An 18,015-nucleotide genomic window follows, 5' to 3' on the forward strand; every position below is an offset into this window, starting at 1 on the left:
AGGGGTGGTAAATGGAATTAATTATTATAAGTGGCCGATCAGGTTCTGGTAAGTCAGTTGCTTTACGTGTTGTAGAAGATTTAGGTTACTATTGTGTAGATAATATTCCGGTAAATTTGCTGCCTTCATTAGTGCGCAGTGTCTCTGATAACTACGATAAAATAGCCGTTAGTATAGACGTGCGTAACCTGCCTAAAGACCAGCAGCAGTTTAACGATATTCTTGAGTACTTGCCCGACTTTGCTAAACCAACGTTATTTTATTTAGATAGCGACGATCAAACATTAATCCGCCGTTATTCAGAAACACGTCGTTTGCACCCGCTTTCGATTGATTCGCTACCGCTAGATTTAGCAATACAAAAAGAAAAAGAATTACTCGATGTACTCGTAACGCAGGCTGATCATGTCATTGATACAACCGATTTAAGTGTGCATCAACTTGCTGAATCTATGCGTGAAACCATACTCGGTAAAAAAGACAAACAGCTTATCATTACCTTTGAGTCGTTTGGCTTTAAGCATGGTATTCCCAAAGGTGCTGATTATGTTTTTGATGCGCGTTTTTTACCAAACCCACACTGGGAACCGGAGCTCAAGCCTTTAACTGGATTAGATCAACCTGTAAAAGATTATTTAGCTAGTCATAGTATTGTGCAAAAATTCACTTGGCAAATTCAAACCTTTGTACAAACGTGGTTACCACACCTAGAGCGTAATAATCGCAGTTATTTAACCATTGCTATTGGTTGTACTGGTGGTCAGCACCGCTCAGTTTATTTAGCGCAAACAATTGGTGAAAGCTTTGCTATGTCTCACCCTAATGTAAAAATTCGCCATCGCGAGCAAGAAAAATAATTCAATTTAAATAATCATCTGTTCAGCTTAAGTAGAGTATCTTATGCGCTTAGAAAATACATTTTTAATAAAAAACAAGCTAGGCCTGCATGCTAGAGCTGCTACCGTATTAGCACAATTAGCGGTACAATTTGACGCATCTATTACCTTATTTCAAGATGAAAAAGAAGCCGCTGGCGATAGCGTACTGGCTTTAATGTTACTAGAAAGCAGCCAAGGTAAAGAAGTAAAAGTAGTGTGCGAAGGACCCGATGCAGAGCATGCTTTACATGCCGTTGGCCAATTAATAGCGCAGCGCTTTAACGAACAAGAATAGTAGGCACTTTATTTAAACCAAGTAAACGAGCTAAAATATAGGGTTAGTGAAACCTTAAGCTAGTTTGGCTAAAAAAAGTAAGATAAACTGAACGAAGTTAATGACTAACTTCTTCCCTAACGTTATAAAAATAAATTAAGGACGCCAATGCCCGAAACTTTCGAACAAGACTATCCACTACAACAATTACAACAAGTGACCAAGTCACTCAATAGTGGCCAGTTTGTTCAAGTTAGGCGCATGCTGGCAAAAACAGCTCCTTGTGATACCGCACTTTTACTAGAATCATCACCACATAAAGTTCGTCGCCTGCTCTGGCAATTAGTTGATCCAGATGTACAAGGTGATGTCCTTGAAGAACTCTCTGAAGATGTACGTTTAGGCATTATTGCCCAAATGGAACCTAAGCACATTGCTGCTGCCACTGAAGACATGGGCCACGATGACTTAGGTGAAGTACTGCGAAGCCTGCCTGACACGGTTTATAAAGACGTGGTTAGCGCCATGGACATTCAAGATAGAGAACGTGCTACGCAAGCACTCTCCTATCAGGAACGCTCTGCTGGCGCGCTGATGAACACAGATACAGTAACCATTCGCCCTGATGTAACCCTAGATGTGGTACTGCGTTACATTCGTCTGCGCGGCGAACTCCCTGAGGGTACCGACGACCTTTACGTTGTCGATAAGCATAACTGTTTTTTAGGCGCTTTATCGTTAAGTACCTTACTAACCAATTCGCCCGAAAAAATTGTTCACGACCTGATGGATGAAGACTGTGAGTCTATTCCTATTTCGATGGATGAAAGCGAAGTGGCGCAGTTATTTGAACGTCATAACTGGATATCAGCCCCAGTAGTTGACGACAACGCCCAGCTACTTGGCCGTGTTACTATCGATGACATTGTTGATGTAATTCGTGAAGACGCAGAGCATCACTTATTAGGTTTAGCGGGTCTTGATGATGAAGAAGATACCTTTGCACCGGTTTTAAAAAGCTCAAAAAAACGCTCTGTTTGGCTAGGTGTTAACTTATTAACGGCTCTGGCAGCTGCTTTTGTTGCCAGCTTTTTTGAAGGCACTTTAGCAATACTGCCTATTTTAGCCGTGCTTAACGGCATTGTCCCCTCAATGGGTGGGGTGGCCGGTAGCCAGTCATTAACCTTGGTTATTCGTGGTATAGCAGTGGGTCATATTAACCAAACTAACCAACGTTTTGTAATGATAAAAGAGCTCGCCATTGGTGCATTAAACGGTATTTTATGGGCTGTTTTAATTGCCAGTGTTATAGCCCTATGGCAATGGGACTTAATGCTTGGCGCGGTACTGGCGTTTGCAATGTTTATGAACTTAGTTGTTGCGGGTGTGGCGGGTGCGTGTATTCCTATAATACTTAAACGTATGAAAATAGACCCTGCACTTGCTGGCAGTGTAATACTCACTACAGTAACCGATATAGTAGGTATATTTGCCTTTTTAGGCACCGCAACTTGGTTGCTGGTTTAATAAATAAACCAGCGCACATTACTGTGTAAATACGCGCTGGTTAAAAGTAACTTTTACGCAATATAATTTAACCAGCGTTCAGGTTATCTAGTCTTCTTTATTGATTGTAGAGCCATCGGCTCCTTCTTGCTTTGACGATTGTGTATTTACTTTATTACTTATTATTGCATCGAGGTTTTCGCCATCTTTAACCCCAAAATCTAAACTACGTATTGGGAATGGAATACGAATATCAGCCTCATTTAGTGCTTGCTGTACTGCCACAACACCTTTGTGGCGTACTGTCATAAAGTCTGGCTCACCAGGGTATTTAATCCAAAACCACAATAATAAATTAATACTACTGTCGCCAAAACTCTCTGCGTATACGGCCGTTTCATCTTGGCGTATTACAAACTCAAATTGATTAATTTTATCCACAATAACGTTTGCGGCTTTTTCTATGTCTTCTGTTAATGAAATTCTTACCGGCACTTCTATGCGTCTAATGCCTAGCGTGCTGTAGTTTCGCAATACATTTCTAAATAGTATTTTATTAGGCACTAGTATTTGCTGCCCATAAAAGCTCTCTATTAGTGTATTACGCAGGTTTATTGAATGCACAGAGCCAAACACATCATCAGTTTTTATTACATCACCTGGTTTAAATGGCTTACGAATACCCATAGCAATACCTGCTATTAAGTTTTCGGTCATATCTTGAAATGCAAAACCAATCGCTAAACCAACAATACCGGCACCAGCTAGTAATGACGTTACCGTGCCTTTTAAGCCCATAAAATCCAGTGCTATAAACACTCCTACACTTAATATCAGCACTTTAAATATAGAAGCCATTAAATCAGCTATCTGTTTTGAATCGAGGGAGCGGCGTAATAAATTTTTCATTAAGTTACCGGCAAAGCGAGCCAGCATAGAAAATAGAATGACAATAATAACTGCCACAATAAAATTAGGAATATGGCTTATAACGACATCAAACCACCCTCCGAGCTTTTCTTCGATAAGTTTTTCGGCGTCGCTAATTGAGGGAATACTAAACATGTAACTTGCACCTATTGATTTATAATGTGATTAGAATCAATCTTGAATTCGCATATCAATTGCAAGTATAGCGCCAGTATTAAAAAAGCCATGCTGTGCATGGCTTTTATAGATTAGGTAAAGGTTTAAGTTTTAGCTTTGTTCATCGCGTAAAAATACTGGCTCAAGCTCTTTCACACTTGCTTCGGCGCTAAAGTAATAACCCGCTACTGTAAACTCTTTAAGCTGGCTTAGCTGAGTTACTTTATTTTCGATGAGGTAACGCGCCATCATGCCTCGTGCTTTTTTAGCGTAAAAACTAATTACTTTATATTGACCATTTTTACAGTCTTTAAAGTGTGGAGTAATTATTTGTGCATTAAGGGCTTTTTTATCAACCGCTTTAAAGTACTCGTTTGAAGCAAGGTTAACTAAGTATTGGGCGTCCTCGGCTTTTAATACCTCGTTAAGTTTATTGGCAATTACACTGCCCCAAAACTCATACAGGTTTTTACCACGACTGTTTTCAAGCTTGGTGCCCATTTCAAGGCGATACGCTTGCATTAAATCAAGCGGCTTTAAAAGCCCATATAAGCCCGATAATATGCGTAGGTGGCTTTGTGCGTAATCAAGCTGATTAGCCGTTAGCGTGCTAGCATCTAAACCACCATATACATCGCCATTAAAGGCCAGTACCGCTTGTTTAGCGTTTTCTGTGGTAAATGGCTGTGCCCACTCACTAAAGCGAGCAGCGTTAAGCCCTGAGAGCTTATCGCTAATTTTCATCAGGCTGCCAATTTGCGCAGGGGTTAGTTCACGGCATACTTGCATCAGTGCTTCGCTGTGCTCAAGTAATTCCGGTTGAGTGAACTTATCGGTTGCAGGTGGCGTGGTGTAATCAAGATTTTTTGCAGGTGAAATAACAGTGATCATAGTTAGCTATTGACTTGTAATTTATTTAATGTCAATTTCAACATTAAATGAAACGAAAAGCACGTTTTGTTTAATATTAAACAGACTGATCCTACCTTAATAATTCATACATAACCGTTTTTATATTGATAAGGACATAAGACCTATCAAGCATTACTTCGCTGTTGCAGTATGGTGTAATATTAAAGTAGTTTAGATTTTCTTTTAACTTGCTTGGAATGAGGAAAGCAAATGACTAACGCGCTACAAAGGCTAAAACAACATTCATCAATCGTGGCCGACACGGGTGATATTGAAGCAATTAAAAAGCATCAACCAGAAGACGCAACGACCAATCCGTCATTGCTATTAAAAGCGAGCGAGATTGAAGCCTATAAGCCTTATTTAAATAAAGCATGGAGCTACGCCAAAGAAACCGAGCAAGATCCAGCTAAGCAACTAGCGCTAGCATGCGACTACTTTGCGGTATTATTAGGTAAAGAAATTAGCGCTATTGTACCTGGTTATATTTCTACTGAGGTAGATGCACGTCTTTCGTTTGATACCCAAGCAACTATTGATAAAGCGCACACGCTACTTAGTCTTTACGAAAAAGAAGGCGTAAGCAAAGATAAAATCTTAATTAAAGTAGCCTCTACTTGGGAAGGCATTAAAGCCGCTGAACAACTAGAAAAAGAAGGTACTAAATGTAACCTTACTTTATTGTTTAGTGATGCCCAAGCACGTGCTTGCGCCGATGCTAACGTATTTTTAATCTCGCCATTTGTTGGTCGTATTTTAGATTGGCATGTTGCTAACGGTATGGAAAAACCGACCGACCCACTGCAAGATCCTGGGGTACAATCGGTACGCAGCATTTTTGAATTTTATAAACGCCACGACTACAAAACGGTAGTTATGGGTGCAAGTTTTCGTAATACCGGCGAAATTATTGCCCTTACTGGTTGCGATAAGCTAACTATTAGCCCTAATCTTTTAGAAGAGTTGGGTAACCTTGAAGATGCACCAGAATACTTACTAGCAAAAGATGTTGCGCAGCAGCCAAAACCGGCACCGCTTAACGAAGCTCAATTTCGTTGGTTGCATAACCAAGATGCTATGGCGACTGAAAAGTTAGCTGAAGGTATTCGCTCTTTTGCTGATGCTCAAGAGCAATTAGAAGCACGCTTTAAAGCCATGTAATTGGCTCAAACGCTTGTATAAAAACGTCGCAGTTGCGACGTTTTTTTATGCCGGTAATTTATATGCAAAAAACTTATAAACCCATCATAAAGTAAAGCTTCATCAACAAATCACACTTTAGTAACATAAATGTCACTTTTATATTCTATTTTAGCTAGGCCTATGGTTTAGGTATTCGCGAAGTTAATACCTATACCATTAAATTAGTGAGCAGTTATAGCTTAGTTTTTAATAAGACTGGTATCAAATGCAGTCTAAAGGAGATATTCATGGATAGCCTAAGCAATATAATAGAAGGTCCTGAAACAAAAAAGGAAGCTTCTCAAAAAAATAAAAAAAGAAGATGGCGCGAAATCGAAGCAATACAAGAAAAGTATCGTTTACGCAAAGAACTACAGGAGTTGGACTACTTTACAGACAGCATAGCCGTTAATGAGCTCGACTTTTAAACGACTAACTAAAAAGGCCCGCATTACTGTGCGGGCCTTTGGTTTTAAAAGTTAAAATTATACTTGCCAATTAATCGGCGTTTTACCTTGAGATTGTAATAACGCATTCGCGTCTGAAAAATGCCTACAACCAAAAAAACCTCGATGAGCAGACAGTGGCGATGGGTGCGGCCCTGCTAAAATATGCTGGCGTGCGCTATCAATTCCCTTACCTTTTTTTTGTGCATGAGCCCCCCACAAAATAAATATTACTCCTTCACAATGGGTGTTTATATGCGCAATAACCTTATCGGTAAATTGCTCCCACCCTAAGTGTTTATGCGAATGGGCTTGGCCTTGCTCTACCGTAAGTACTGTATTGAGTAAAAACACTCCCTGCTCTGCCCAGCTTTGCAAGTAACCATGGGTAGGAATAACAAAATCGTTTATATCGCTAGCCAGCTCTTTATAAATATTTTTAAGCGAAGGTGGTAGCTTTTTAACCTCAGGTAATACTGAAAAACACAAACCATGCGCTTGGCCTTCACCGTGGTAAGGATCTTGCCCTAAAATAACAACGCGTATATCACTAAGCGGTGTTGCAGTAAATGCGCTAAACACTTGATCTTTTGGAGGATAAACAGCAACACCTTCACTGCGGCGCTTAGCAACGTAGTCGAGTGTTTGCTGCATATATGCTTGCTGTAATTCTTGTTTTAAAAATGCAGTCCAATCGCTCATTGTATGCTCTTTATTTGTTGACGTGATACGTCTATTTTATCACACATATCGGCCAGCCCATCTAGCATACGCGCTGAAAAACGATGTAGTAAGTCGGCATTTACAGATAAAAACTGCTTATTTTTTACTGCGGGTATTTCTGGCCATTGCTGCCAATTAATAGTAGGTTGCGGTGTTGCTGATTTTTCATCCGGAATAATTATAATTTGCGGCTTAGCCACAATCACATTTTCTATGCTTATTTGTGGATAGTCGGTGCGGCTATTTGCAAATACATTGGTTACTTGGCAAGTGGCTATTAACTCACTTATTCCGGTATTTTTCGACACTGTCATCATCGGCTCAGACCAGAGTTGATAAAAGCCAGTGAGTTTACTTTTACCCTGTTGCTTGGCTTTAATGGCTGCAAGTTTAGCATTAAAAGCTTTTACCACTTGCTCGCTTTGTTTAATGTTACCGGTAAGTTTTCCTAGCATAAGCAACTCATCGGCAATACCTGTAATTGTCGTTGGATCAGTTAAATAAAGCTTAATACCTAAGCGCTCTATTTGTGCTAAATCATCGCTTTGATTACCACTTTTCCACGCAATCACTATATCGGGCTTAAGTACTAAAAGCTTTTCGATTGAAATACCATAGTAACCGCCAATACGAGTAATACTTTTTGCCGCTGCTGGGTAGTCGGCGTAATCAACTGTGCCAACAATATTATCTCCCGCGCCTATTGCATACAGGTTTTCTACTATGTGCGGAGCCAGTGCCACAATACGCAGCGCTTTAGCTGACTGTATTTTATCAATTTGTACCTTGTTGGCCTGCGCATGCTGGGATAAACAGAGTAACAATAGGCCAACAACAAGCTGTTTAAACATTAGTAATCAAAACCTTGCAGAGCTTTAACACCTGCATCAAATGCATGTTTTACATTACGCACTTCGCTTACTGTGTCAGCCAGTTCTATTAATTTACGATGGGCTGCGCGGCCGGTAATAATAACCGACTGCATTGGCGGTCTGTTGCCAATCGCCTCTAGCACTTCATCTACATCAATATACCCATAGGTTACCATGTAGGTAAGCTCATCGAGCAGCACTACATCTAGGCTTGCATCGCTAAGCAGTCGCTTTGATTCTTGCCAAGCAGCTTGCGCGGCTGCGGTATCGCTCTCTTTGTCTTGGGTATTCCATGTAAAGCCTGTGCCCATTACCACAAACTCCACACCCACACCCTGTAACAAGTTACGCTCTCCGCATTCCCAAGTGCCTTTTATGTACTGACACACAGCGGCTTTTTTTCCATGGCCAACACAACGTGCTACCACACCAAATCCTGAGGTCGACTTACCTTTGCCATTACCAGTTATAACTTGAAAAATACCTTTTTCTTGTTGCGCTGCAGCTATTCGTGCATCAACTTGATCTTTTAATTTTTGTTGGCGTTGCTGATGTTTATCTTTACTTTGTTCGCTCATGATTATGCCCTTCATAAATTTTAATAATGTGTGCAATATTTAAATGCGTTTCACACATGGCAGCTAAACGCTCTAGTTGCTGCTCACGGTGCTGGTTAATATTAACCGGATTAATAACTGTATCGGCTTTGAGCCACTTTAATATTTGCAATGTGGCACTCGCTTGATCAAATAAGCCATGTAAATAAGTACCCGCTATGGCGTTATCATCACTAATAAACCCATCGGCTGTAAAGCCATTTGGGTGTTCATTAAAGCTTAAAAATGGTTTATTAAGTGCTTCACCTTGGCTAATGCCTGCATGAATTTCGTAGCCACTACAAAGTGTTTGCTGGTTATTTAATTGCATAGTCGCGGTTACATTACTCAATATTTTTTGTGCTGTAAGTGTGCTGGTAAAATCACTTAACGCTAGCCCCGGCATATGCTGTAATGATGACTCAACACCTAGGGGATCATTAATACTATTGCCAAGCATTTGCATACCACCACAAATACCGAGCACTTTACCACCATAACGTAAATGGCGTTTTATTTGTGTATCCCAACCTTCATTTTTTAAAAAGGCTAAATCACTTAATACGTTTTTACTCCCCGGTAAAATGATCAAATCAACATCGGGGATCGCTTGTGTATGCGCTACATAATTAATATTTATATTGGGATGTAAGCGCAGTGCATCAAAGTCAGTATGGTTGCTAATGTGCGGCACAAGCAGCACGGCAATATTAACGCTGGCATTAGTTAGCGTATTATCAATAGCAATTGCATCCTCAGCATCTAATGCAAGGTCGTGTAAATACGGCAATACGCCTAACACCGGTTTACTTGTGTACTGTTCCAGCCAATCAAGTCCACTTTGTAATAAGCTTATATCGCCTCTAAAACGATTTATTACAAAGCCTTTTACCCGCGCTTGCTCCGACTCACTCAACAATGCCAAAGTACCCACTAAATGAGCAAACACACCGCCTTTATCTATATCGGCAATTATAATTACGGGGCAGTCAACGGCTTCGGCGTAGCCCATATTAGCAATGTCGTTGGCTCTGAGGTTTATTTCGGCTGGGCTGCCCGCCCCTTCCACCAGCAATAAATCAAAACGTTTTGCTAAACGGTTATGCGACGTGAGTACTGCATCCATAGCTACTTTTTTATAATCGTGATACGCCCCAGCTTCCATATTACTTATGGCTTTACCATGAATAATAACCTGCGCGCCAGTATCGCTATTTGGCTTAAGTAATATGGGATTAAAGTCAGTTTCAGGGGCTACCTTTGCCGCTATAGCTTGCAGTGCTTGAGCACGACCTATTTCACCACCATCATCTGTAACTGCACTATTTAATGCCATATTTTGTGGCTTAAATGGCGCTACATTTAGCCCTCTATTAGCAAATACTCTACACAGCGCCGCAACCAGTGTACTTTTACCCGCATCGGATGTGGTGCCTTGCACCATTAACGTTTTCATTTTATAGCCCTACACCTGGCGCTTACGAAAATACAATAAGCTTAAAAAGAACACGCTACCAATAGCTGCAGTAATAACCCCAACGGGTAACTCTTGATTAGTTAATAACGTGCGTGCTAGCACATCAACCCAAACCATAAAAGTACCGCCCACCAAACTCGTTACCAGTAAGCCTGATAAGCTACCTTGGGAGATAAAAAAGCGCACTATATGCGGCACCATTAATCCTACAAAGCCAATTCCGCCACACATAGCCACTAACACTGCCGTTATCAGCGAACTTAAAACTAGCATCAATATTCTAAAGCGATGTACCCGCACACCCAGTGTTATAGCACTTTCATCGCCGAGCAGCATGGCATTAAGTTGGCGCCTAAAACTAAGCATTGTAAATGTACACAATACAATAACCACAAAAGGTAACCACAGCGTTGCCCACTGCGCTCGTGCAAAACTGCCGAGCGTCCAAAATAAAATAGCCGCAACTGCCTGAGGATCGCTCCAGTAAAGTAATAAACTGGTAAATGCGCTAAATAAAAATGACAAGGCCACACCTGCCAGCAGCATAGATTCTACTTGCCCACTTTGCTGCCGCCCTGCAATCAATATAAGTAAACTCATAGCGACTAAACTGCCAGCCAATGCCGCTGCCGATAATGCAAAGCCCGCACTAATGCCCACAAACGCCATGAGTATAACTACCCCCAAAGACGCCCCAGACGATATCCCAAATAAATAAGGATCTGCTAACGGATTACGCGTCACGGTTTGCAAAATAAGCCCGGCAATGGCTAAACCACTGCCAGCTAAAAATGCCAGTAATGTGCGTGGCATTCTTAATTCAACAATAATTCGAGTGTTAAAGGAGCCCTCTGTTGAGGTGAAAATACTTTTAAATACATCAGTTAATGATGTGTCGGCAGCGCCATAACTCAGCGCCGTAAATAACGTAAATAATGCAGCTAGTACTGTGACTAAAAGTGCTATTGAATGATTGTTAAGCATGCGCATATTATTCATACCTATAAAAGTAAGTAATATGTGGAATAACACCACCTAGTTTAGACATTTGCGGGTGGTGGCTTACTTGTGCACATACACCAAATACATCATTGAGCATGTCCTCGCTGAGCACATCGATGGGAGAGCCTGTATTAACAATTTCGCCGTGATTTATAACCACCAGCTCATCGCACATAGCAGCGGCTAAATTTAAATCATGAAACGATGCAAACACAGTAACGCCAAGCGATTTAGCCAACTCCATTACCTGAATTTGATACTTCACATCTAAGTGGCTGGTTGGCTCATCCATAATTAATAGTTGCGGTTGCTGCACCATAGCCCGAGCAATTAATGCACGTTGTTTTTCTCCTCCCGAAAGCGACTCAAAACGTTGGCTTGCATGATCCTGCAAGCCAACTCGCGCTATAGCTTGGTTTATTTTTTGTGTGTCGGCTGTTGTGGTGGTGCTAAATAATGCTTTATGCGGGGTTAACCCAAGTGCAACCACATCTAATAAAGTTAAATTAAATTGTGATGGGGTTTCTTGTAAAACAACCGCAACCTGCTTTGCGTATTCATGGCTTTTTAACTGCCAAATATCAGTATTATTAAATTTAATTTGCCCTGCAGTGGGCTGATTAAAGCGATACAAACACCGCAGTAAACTAGATTTACCTGCGCCATTGGGGCCAATTAAGCCAACGAACTTACCTTGCTTTATTTGCAAATTAACATTGTTGAGGATAGTTTTACTGCCAATATTCCACGACACGTGATTAACATTTAACAATGGTGTATTTAATGGCGTTTGAGTTTGCAATAGTTAGCCCTAGGCAGGAATGCGCTCACTAACAATGCAACTAACTATGGCTAGTACATAACTTGAAGATGAGTAAACCCGCTCGTTAAAATAGTTTATTTGTATCTGACTTAAAGCGTTATGCTAATTACAGTTGCGGGAACAGTTGAGGAGTTGCACCTCATTCCAAATGAATACTCTATTATGGGCGGCTAAGTAAATAATTTAAAGCAAAAAAAACCGCACTTAACAAAGTACGGCTTAAAAAGGCAGTGCTAAGCACTGCTTAAAATTTATATTCTATACCTACACCTAAGTAGTCTTGGTCAACGTTGTTGTCCATATCGAAATTAGAATAAAAACCAAATAATTTAGTGTTTTTATTTAACTGATGATCAACACCTGCCGAAATAGCCGTTTTGTCATCACTGCCTTTAAAATCCATTGCCTGGTACTGCAATTTAAAGGTATTGCTAGCCATAGTGTAAGCCGCACTTAATAAATAACCGTCGGCCTCACTACTGCCATCAACTTTTTCTTGCGTTTGATACATAGCGCCTAATTTAAAATCGGCTACTTTACCTTGTACTGATGCGCGCACTACATCGTAGCCGTTCACTTCGCTATCGGCAGCAATAGCGGCATATATTGCGCTCTTTTTAAGGGCTGCGTCACCATAAGTTACTGCCATTGAATAGCCATTTTTAGCACCTGCTGCATCGCTATCCTCTGCAACAAACGTAGCCAAAAGCTTAAAACCTTGGTAAGAATTAGAGGCATAAGAAACACTACTGCCCATTCTATTTTCACCTTTAAAGGCATTTTTAATGTCGCCTTCAAGGTCGCTAAATAAATCAACTTTACCTTGTGACTGCTTAAGCGCGGTATCGTTACGGCCAATAACAACTTGGCCAAACGCGCCTTTTAAACCTATATACTGATTACGAGCAGAGATATTGTCGTCATTATCACCTTTTGAGTCGGCGTCAGAAACATCAACTTGAAATTCAAACTTATAAACAGCTTCTAAGCCATCAGATATTTTTTCAGACCCTTTTAAGCCCAAACGTGATGAGTTACTTTTAATTTCGGTAAAAGACCCCTCACCATCATCCGACGACTGTAGTGTTACGTTCGCTTTACCGTAAAAATCCACTTCAGCAAGCGCATTAAAAGACAAACCACCTAATAAAGCTATACATAAGCTCGACTTTACAAATTTCATGTTATTTCCTCGATAATCACAACAGACTCGTTTTTAATGCAACAGGAGTTTGGCACTGTTAAATGACAAAAATATTACAGCCGTCATATTTTTACACTTTTAAATTCATAAAAATACATAATAGTTGCAATCAAACGTACATATACAGCAAATCCATTGGCCTTACTCTACGGGTAACTTAGGGGTCATTTGGGTTAATAAATTTACTAATGTTTCTATTAACTCTTTTTGCTCATTGTCTCTGTGATAGGCAACAAATATATCGCGCGAGGTGGTTTCTACGTCTTTCACATGAAATAACTCGCCTTTTTCTAAATGCGCTGCAACAAGTACTTGAGGAATAAATGCACTCCCTCCGCATTGCAATATTAAATCAAGTGCTATACGCCCAGTACTTGTTCTAAAGTAGGGTGGGGTTTTGCCAGTAAACTGGCGAGCATGCCACAGTGAGAATGTCGTGCCCCAGTCAACATATACGTACTGGTTATCAAAAAAGTTATCGTAACTGGCAGTATCAAACGCGCTTACCGGTATAATGGGTAGTTCACAAATTCGCTCAACCACCAGCTCATCAACTTTTGGTGGATCAAATAAAATAGCTAAATCTAAGGTGCGCTCTAATAACAGGCGGGTACTTTCTTGTTGTGCTTTTACCTCAGCCACCAAAGACACACCGGGCATTGCCGATACAATATTAGTAATACCAAACTGTAAAAATGCATCCCAAATGTTTGGTGTACCCGCTAGGCAAATTTGTTTATGCATATTATCGGCAAGTGCCACATCTACTTTTGCTCTTTGCATGCCGGTAATGATCATTTGTGCATGGGGTAATAAACGCTCACCTGGCGCTGTTAGTTGAATATTATTGCGCTGGCGAATAAACAAATTAACACCAAGCCCTTGCTCTAATTGACGAATTCTAAAGCTTACTGCAGACTGCGTGATATAAAGGTTTTCAGCCGCTTTGCCAAAGTGACGAGTGCGTACTACCTCAACAAATGTTTTTAATAAATCGATATCCAATTTTTTATCCTCACGATAAAAATAACTTGTTTAAAATATTTGCAAACTTGCCGCATACTCCAGCAATTACCAAGGTATGAGGGTACAACAATGAGCAATGATATTTCACTACTTCGCCAAGCATTTGTTAGTCAACGTCAGTTTTTTGATGATCAAAATTTCCCACGCGGATTTGGTCGCAGCGGAAACTTTACCTTATTAGAAGCCAGTATATTAGAGCAACACGGTGTTGTTTTAAAAGGCTTACATAATAAAGCCCTAGAGCCACAAAATGAACATCAGCAACAATTTGTCGCTGTTATTAGTGGTGCTTTAGAGCCAACCAATGCAATTGAGCGCGCTTGGGTTAAATACTTAAAGTTAACAACCAGCAAAGCAAAGTTCCATACATTATTTGGCCGCTCAAAAATAGCGACCCCAGCACCAATAAGCCAAGACTATTACGCCGAGTCAGACAGTATGTAATTGCTTTAACTATTTAATTTTTACATTTTAAATAGTTAAACATACACCAAGCCTAGCGCGAGTACAAAATACATCGCGCTACGTGCTTACTTAAGTTAACTAACTTTTAAACCACGCCTGAGGCCACAATAGCGGCTTTTTTACGTTTACGAGATTGCCTAAAAGAGTCCCAACTAAAAATAGCCAATGCACTCCAAATACAAACAAATGTAACTACTCGCTCGGCATCAAACACTTCACCGTAAAGCATCACAGCTAATATAAACATCAAACTTGGCCCTATGTACTGAAAAAAGCCTAAAGTGGTGTATTGCAAACGCTTAGCAGCGCCGGTAAAGCACAGTAGTGGTAAGGTGGTAATGATCCCGGCACTAATGAGTAACACATTGGTATGCCAGTCATTAGCAGGCAAGCTTGACGTTGCTGTAGGCACCATTAAATACCAATAAATAAGCGCTACGGGCAAGAGTATAAATGCTTCTATTGAAATACCGGACAATGCTTCCACTGGCAGTTTCTTACGCAGTAAACCATATATTGCAAATGATATAGCTAACGAAAAAGCAACCACAGGAAATGAACCAAAACTTATTAATTGCAGCAGTACACCGGTAAATGCTAAAGCAACAGCAACCATTTGAAACTTACGTAAACGTTCGCCTAAAAATAACACTCCCAGTAATACATTTAGTAACGGATTAATGTAATAACCTAAACTGGCATCAAGCATATGATTATTATTAACTGCCCATATAAACAAGCCCCAGTTAAACCCCAGTATCGACGAGGTCAAAACCAGCATTAACAATAATTTAGGCTGTACTATAATGCGTTTAATTCTATCCCACTGGCCTAAAATACTTACAATAATAATTAAAAACATCACCGACCACACAACACGATGCGTTAAAATTTCAAATGCAGTAACATGCTGGAGTTGCTTAAAGTATATAGGTGCTAAACCCCATATAGTAAAAGCGATGCAAGCCAAAATGGCGCCCTTGCGCTTCTCGGTATCAATCGGCATAAATAAACACTTAGTTATTCAAAAGGTCGCCAGTTTACTCCGCAAACTTTTATTAGCCAACTAAATACGTACCCGTACCAAATGCTATTTGTACTGCTTGCTCATTATGCAATTCCATCCTACAAACACATACTTTATTGCCCGAGCGAATTAAAGTGGCACTGGCTATAAATTTCTCGCCTTTGCCTGGCCGTAGGTAATCGGTGCGCATATCTATAGTGCCCAAGGTGGCTAGTTTTTGCTGCACAGATAAAATATCAACATCGTTTAGCTTATCTATTACACTTGCTGCAGCTAACATACCACCTACGTTATCGAGCACTGCCGAAATAACACCGCCATGGAGTATTTTTTGTGCCGGATTACCTATGAGTATATCCTGCCAAGGAAACGATATTTTTGCTTGTTCTGGGCTAAGTGATTCTACCGATATTTTTAAAAACTGATTAAACGGCATATTATTTACAAACAGCGAGCCTACGTGCTCTATTAACATTTCTTTATTCATTATTATTCTCTATGTTATATCTGGTAAGAGGAGTAAAGCATAACTAGGATAAAGCTAGCAACACAGTTAAATTTATTAGCCGCTTAAAGTCAGCTAATATCCCCCCCCTGAGCGAGTAAATTCACACGTTATAAATTTATTCAAAAAACATTCAACACTCGCTAAAGACATCCTGTACAAAAAACACTAAAATACCCCGCAATGAATACATTAACACCACCCTCTAGCTCACTTGTGCGCACCCCTGAAGCTGTACTCAAACAAGTGTTTGGTTATAGTGAATTTCGCGACGGCCAAAAAACGGTTATTGATGCAGCCATTAACGGCCAAGATTCGTTGGTATTGCTGCCAACCGGTGGCGGTAAATCTGTGTGCTATCAAATACCCGCTTTAGTGCTTGAAGGGGTAACTATTGTTATTTCTCCGCTAATATCGCTAATGCAAGATCAGGTAACTCAACTACAAGCGCTGGGCGTTAAAGCCGCATATATAAATAATAGCTTAGCCCGCGAAGAGCAGCAGCAGGTATACCAACAACTCCATCAGGGATTAATTAAACTACTGTATGTTGCCCCTGAAAAAGTGCTGCAGCGCGAGTTTTTAGAGCGCTTATCGCATTTAAAAATCAGCTTATTTGCTATTGACGAAGCGCATTGTGTATCGCATTGGGGGCACGATTTTAGACCCCATTACTTTCGTTTAAGCGAATTAAAACAACGCTTTGCTCATGTACCTATGATGGCCCTTACTGCAACTGCCGATAAAGCCACTCGTTTTGATATTGTTGAGCAATTAAAGTTACAACAACCCTATATTCATACCGGCAGCTTTGATCGCCCTAATATTCGCTACACCATAGAAGAAAAATTTAAACCTATGGTGCAACTGCTGCGCTATTTAAAAGAACAAAAAAGCCAAAGCGGCATAATTTATTGCACCAGCCGTAAGCGCGTAGACGACATAGCCGAAAAGTTAGCCGACGCGGGACTTAACGCCGCCGCCTATCATGCAGGTATGAGTAACGAGCAGCGCCAATTTGTGCAAACCGGCTTTGCCCGCGACGATATACAAATAGTGGTTGCTACAGTGGCCTTTGGTATGGGTATAAATAAACCCAATGTGCGCTTTGTATTGCATTACGATATTCCCAAAAGCATAGAGTCGTACTATCAAGAAACTGGCCGCGCTGGGCGAGATGGCCTTGCCGCTGAGGCTATAATGTATTTTGATCCGGCTGATATAGGCCGCGTAAGACGCTTTTTTGAAGATATTGACGACGAGCAACGTCGCCGCGTCGAAGAGCAGCGCTTTAATGCCATGGCCAGTTTTGCCGAAGCACAAACCTGCCGTCGACAAATCCTGCTTAACTATTTTAGTGAGTATCAACGTGAGCCATGCGGTAACTGCGATATTTGCTTAAATCCGCCCAAAAGCTTTGATGGCACTTTAGTAGCGCAGCAGGCGCTATCGTGTGTATACAGAGCAGAGCAACGCTTTGGCCTTGGATATATTGTTGAGTTACTACGCGGTGCAAACACCAGTCGTATTCGCGATAATAACCATCATCAACTCAGCACCTACGGCATTGGCAAAGACAAAAGTAGTGAATTTTGGCTAAGTATTTTACGCCAACTCATTCATCAAGGCTTATTAAGCCAAGATATAACCCAAGGTGCATCACTGCGTTTAACCGAAGCCGCGCGCGCTATTTTAAAAAGCGAATATGCGTTGCAACTCGCAGAGCCTCGCCTGCAAGCTAAGCATGTTTATCAAGATAAATTAGCCCAGTTTAATTACGACAAAAAGCTATTTGCTCGCTTAAGGGCGCTGCGAAAAGAGTTAGCCGATGCCGACGATGTACCGCCGTACGTGGTATTTAACGACAAAACGCTTGCAGAAATGGCGCAGCTAATGCCGACCAACGACAGCGAATTTTTAAAGGTGTCGGGTGTTGGCTTTACTAAATTAAATAAGTATGGCGGTGAGTTTTTAACTGCAATTCGCAACTACCTTGCTACTAACTAAGAGC

Annotated in this window: 19 protein-coding genes and 1 riboswitch; of the genes, 7 read left to right on the forward strand and 12 right to left on the reverse strand. The window is 40.8% G+C overall.

The genetic code is table 11. From position 1 onward, the window contains the following. The first annotated feature begins 11 nt into the window (after window positions 1-11). The 3 genes from rapZ to mgtE all read left to right on the forward strand — a co-directional run bounded on the left by rapZ (window position 12) and on the right by mgtE (window position 2,679). Window positions 12-857 (forward strand): RNase adapter RapZ, encoded by an 846-nt coding sequence (gene rapZ / locus H5058_RS00485; RefSeq protein WP_182676503.1) that lies wholly within the window; start codon window positions 12-14, stop codon window positions 855-857. A gap of 43 nt (window positions 858-900) precedes the next feature. After that, entirely contained in the window at window positions 901-1,173 is a 273-nt protein-coding gene (locus tag H5058_RS00490) for an HPr family phosphocarrier protein (protein ID WP_011329203.1), read from the forward strand. A 147-nt stretch (window positions 1,174-1,320) separates the two neighbouring features. Continuing rightward, on the forward strand, window positions 1,321-2,679 hold the full coding sequence (gene mgtE / locus H5058_RS00495; protein WP_011329204.1) for a magnesium transporter: 1,359 nt from the start codon (window positions 1,321-1,323) through the stop codon (window positions 2,677-2,679). Between the two features lie 87 nt (window positions 2,680-2,766). Here mgtE and H5058_RS00500 read toward each other — a convergent pair whose 3' ends face one another. Both H5058_RS00500 and yaaA read right to left on the reverse strand, forming a co-directional pair. Further along, window positions 2,767-3,723: a mechanosensitive ion channel family protein gene (locus tag H5058_RS00500; RefSeq protein ID WP_182676505.1), complete on the reverse strand. Its 957-nt coding sequence runs from the start codon at window positions 3,721-3,723 to the stop codon at window positions 2,767-2,769. Window positions 3,724-3,855: 132 nt separating this feature from the next. Further along, complete coding sequence (yaaA, locus tag H5058_RS00505) at window positions 3,856-4,635, reverse strand: peroxide stress protein YaaA (RefSeq protein WP_011329206.1); 780 nt, start codon at window positions 4,633-4,635, stop codon at window positions 3,856-3,858. Between the two features lie 231 nt (window positions 4,636-4,866). Here yaaA and tal point away from each other — a divergent pair, with 231 nt between their 5' ends. Beyond that, entirely contained in the window at window positions 4,867-5,817 is a 951-nt protein-coding gene (gene tal / locus H5058_RS00510; RefSeq protein ID WP_179806968.1) for a transaldolase, read from the forward strand. Window positions 5,818-6,086: 269 nt separating this feature from the next. Then, complete coding sequence (locus H5058_RS00515; RefSeq protein WP_011329208.1) at window positions 6,087-6,266, forward strand: DUF3545 family protein; 180 nt, start codon at window positions 6,087-6,089, stop codon at window positions 6,264-6,266. A 57-nt stretch (window positions 6,267-6,323) separates the two neighbouring features. Here the strand turns inward: H5058_RS00515 and ung are convergent, their stop codons facing one another. The 8 genes from ung to H5058_RS00555 form a co-directional block, all read right to left on the reverse strand. Beyond that, window positions 6,324-6,986, reverse strand: a complete 663-nt coding sequence (ung, locus tag H5058_RS00520) for a uracil-DNA glycosylase (protein WP_179806967.1) — start codon at window positions 6,984-6,986, stop codon at window positions 6,324-6,326. Continuing rightward, the gene (locus tag H5058_RS00525) at window positions 6,983-7,858 is read right to left on the reverse strand and encodes a cobalamin-binding protein (protein WP_179806966.1); all 876 of its coding nucleotides are present in this window, start codon (window positions 7,856-7,858) and stop codon (window positions 6,983-6,985) included. Before H5058_RS00525 ends, ung begins: the two co-directional genes overlap by 4 nt. Next, window positions 7,858-8,457 (reverse strand): cob(I)yrinic acid a,c-diamide adenosyltransferase, encoded by a 600-nt coding sequence (gene cobO / locus H5058_RS00530; protein WP_011329211.1) that lies wholly within the window; start codon window positions 8,455-8,457, stop codon window positions 7,858-7,860. The genes H5058_RS00525 and cobO overlap by 1 nt, the downstream gene beginning before the upstream one ends. Continuing rightward, complete coding sequence (locus tag H5058_RS00535; protein ID WP_179806965.1) at window positions 8,441-9,931, reverse strand: cobyric acid synthase; 1,491 nt, start codon at window positions 9,929-9,931, stop codon at window positions 8,441-8,443. The genes cobO and H5058_RS00535 overlap by 17 nt, the downstream gene beginning before the upstream one ends. 9 nt (window positions 9,932-9,940) lie before the next feature. Beyond that, window positions 9,941-10,942, reverse strand: coding sequence for an iron ABC transporter permease (locus tag H5058_RS00540; RefSeq protein WP_011329213.1), 1,002 nt, complete (start codon window positions 10,940-10,942; stop codon window positions 9,941-9,943). A gap of 1 nt (window position 10,943) precedes the next feature. Further along, window positions 10,944-11,756, reverse strand: coding sequence for an ABC transporter ATP-binding protein (locus H5058_RS00545; protein WP_179806964.1), 813 nt, complete (start codon window positions 11,754-11,756; stop codon window positions 10,944-10,946). 78 nt (window positions 11,757-11,834) lie between these two features. Continuing rightward, window positions 11,835-11,976: riboswitch (cobalamin riboswitch) on the reverse strand. Between the two features lie 45 nt (window positions 11,977-12,021). Then, a complete protein-coding gene (locus H5058_RS00550) occupies window positions 12,022-12,960 on the reverse strand; it encodes a porin (protein WP_182676507.1) in 939 nt (312 codons plus the stop codon). Window positions 12,961-13,122: 162 nt separating this feature from the next. Continuing rightward, the gene (locus tag H5058_RS00555) at window positions 13,123-13,986 is read right to left on the reverse strand and encodes a LysR family transcriptional regulator (protein ID WP_011329216.1); all 864 of its coding nucleotides are present in this window, start codon (window positions 13,984-13,986) and stop codon (window positions 13,123-13,125) included. A gap of 90 nt (window positions 13,987-14,076) precedes the next feature. Between H5058_RS00555 and H5058_RS00560 the strand changes: the two genes are divergently transcribed. Further along, window positions 14,077-14,451 carry a DUF413 domain-containing protein gene (locus H5058_RS00560; protein ID WP_011329217.1) on the forward strand — a complete coding sequence of 125 codons (375 nt, stop codon included), beginning with the start codon at window positions 14,077-14,079 and terminating at the stop codon, window positions 14,449-14,451. A gap of 106 nt (window positions 14,452-14,557) precedes the next feature. On the opposite strand, the gene rarD is transcribed toward H5058_RS00560, so the two are convergent. Continuing rightward, a complete protein-coding gene (gene rarD, locus H5058_RS00565) occupies window positions 14,558-15,478 on the reverse strand; it encodes an EamA family transporter RarD (protein ID WP_011329218.1) in 921 nt (306 codons plus the stop codon). Between the two features lie 52 nt (window positions 15,479-15,530). Then, complete coding sequence (locus tag H5058_RS00570; RefSeq protein ID WP_172459223.1) at window positions 15,531-15,986, reverse strand: thioesterase family protein; 456 nt, start codon at window positions 15,984-15,986, stop codon at window positions 15,531-15,533. Between the two features lie 201 nt (window positions 15,987-16,187). Between H5058_RS00570 and recQ the strand changes: the two genes are divergently transcribed. Continuing rightward, window positions 16,188-18,011: a DNA helicase RecQ gene (gene recQ, locus H5058_RS00575; RefSeq protein ID WP_011329220.1), complete on the forward strand. Its 1,824-nt coding sequence runs from the start codon at window positions 16,188-16,190 to the stop codon at window positions 18,009-18,011. The last annotated feature ends 4 nt before the right edge of the window (window positions 18,012-18,015 follow it).

The sequence above is a fragment of the Pseudoalteromonas sp. SR45-4 genome, assembly GCF_014163535.1.
GTDB classification, from domain to species: domain Bacteria; phylum Pseudomonadota; class Gammaproteobacteria; order Enterobacterales; family Alteromonadaceae; genus Pseudoalteromonas; species Pseudoalteromonas nigrifaciens.

Bases quoted from the DNA above. Each gene is read 5' to 3' on its own strand.
- rapZ (WP_182676503.1), top strand. From the start codon at position 12: ATGGAATTAATTATTATAAGTGGCCGATCAGGTTCTGGTAAGTCAGTT.
- H5058_RS00490 (WP_011329203.1), top strand. From the start codon at position 901: ATGCGCTTAGAAAATACATTTTTAATAAAAAACAAGCTAGGCCTGCAT.
- mgtE (WP_011329204.1), top strand. From the start codon at position 1,321: ATGCCCGAAACTTTCGAACAAGACTATCCACTACAACAATTACAACAA.
- H5058_RS00500 (WP_182676505.1), bottom strand. From the start codon at position 3,723: ATGTTTAGTATTCCCTCAATTAGCGACGCCGAAAAACTTATCGAAGAA.
- yaaA (WP_011329206.1), bottom strand. From the start codon at position 4,635: ATGATCACTGTTATTTCACCTGCAAAAAATCTTGATTACACCACGCCA.
- tal (WP_179806968.1), top strand. From the start codon at position 4,867: ATGACTAACGCGCTACAAAGGCTAAAACAACATTCATCAATCGTGGCC.
- H5058_RS00515 (WP_011329208.1), top strand. From the start codon at position 6,087: ATGGATAGCCTAAGCAATATAATAGAAGGTCCTGAAACAAAAAAGGAA.
- ung (WP_179806967.1), bottom strand. From the start codon at position 6,986: ATGAGCGATTGGACTGCATTTTTAAAACAAGAATTACAGCAAGCATAT.
- H5058_RS00525 (WP_179806966.1), bottom strand. From the start codon at position 7,858: ATGTTTAAACAGCTTGTTGTTGGCCTATTGTTACTCTGTTTATCCCAG.
- cobO (WP_011329211.1), bottom strand. From the start codon at position 8,457: ATGAGCGAACAAAGTAAAGATAAACATCAGCAACGCCAACAAAAATTA.
- H5058_RS00535 (WP_179806965.1), bottom strand. From the start codon at position 9,931: ATGAAAACGTTAATGGTGCAAGGCACCACATCCGATGCGGGTAAAAGT.
- H5058_RS00540 (WP_011329213.1), bottom strand. From the start codon at position 10,942: ATGCGCATGCTTAACAATCATTCAATAGCACTTTTAGTCACAGTACTA.
- H5058_RS00550 (WP_182676507.1), bottom strand. From the start codon at position 12,960: ATGAAATTTGTAAAGTCGAGCTTATGTATAGCTTTATTAGGTGGTTTG.
- H5058_RS00560 (WP_011329217.1), top strand. From the start codon at position 14,077: ATGAGCAATGATATTTCACTACTTCGCCAAGCATTTGTTAGTCAACGT.
- rarD (WP_011329218.1), bottom strand. From the start codon at position 15,478: ATGCCGATTGATACCGAGAAGCGCAAGGGCGCCATTTTGGCTTGCATC.
- H5058_RS00570 (WP_172459223.1), bottom strand. From the start codon at position 15,986: ATGAATAAAGAAATGTTAATAGAGCACGTAGGCTCGCTGTTTGTAAAT.
- recQ (WP_011329220.1), top strand. From the start codon at position 16,188: ATGAATACATTAACACCACCCTCTAGCTCACTTGTGCGCACCCCTGAA.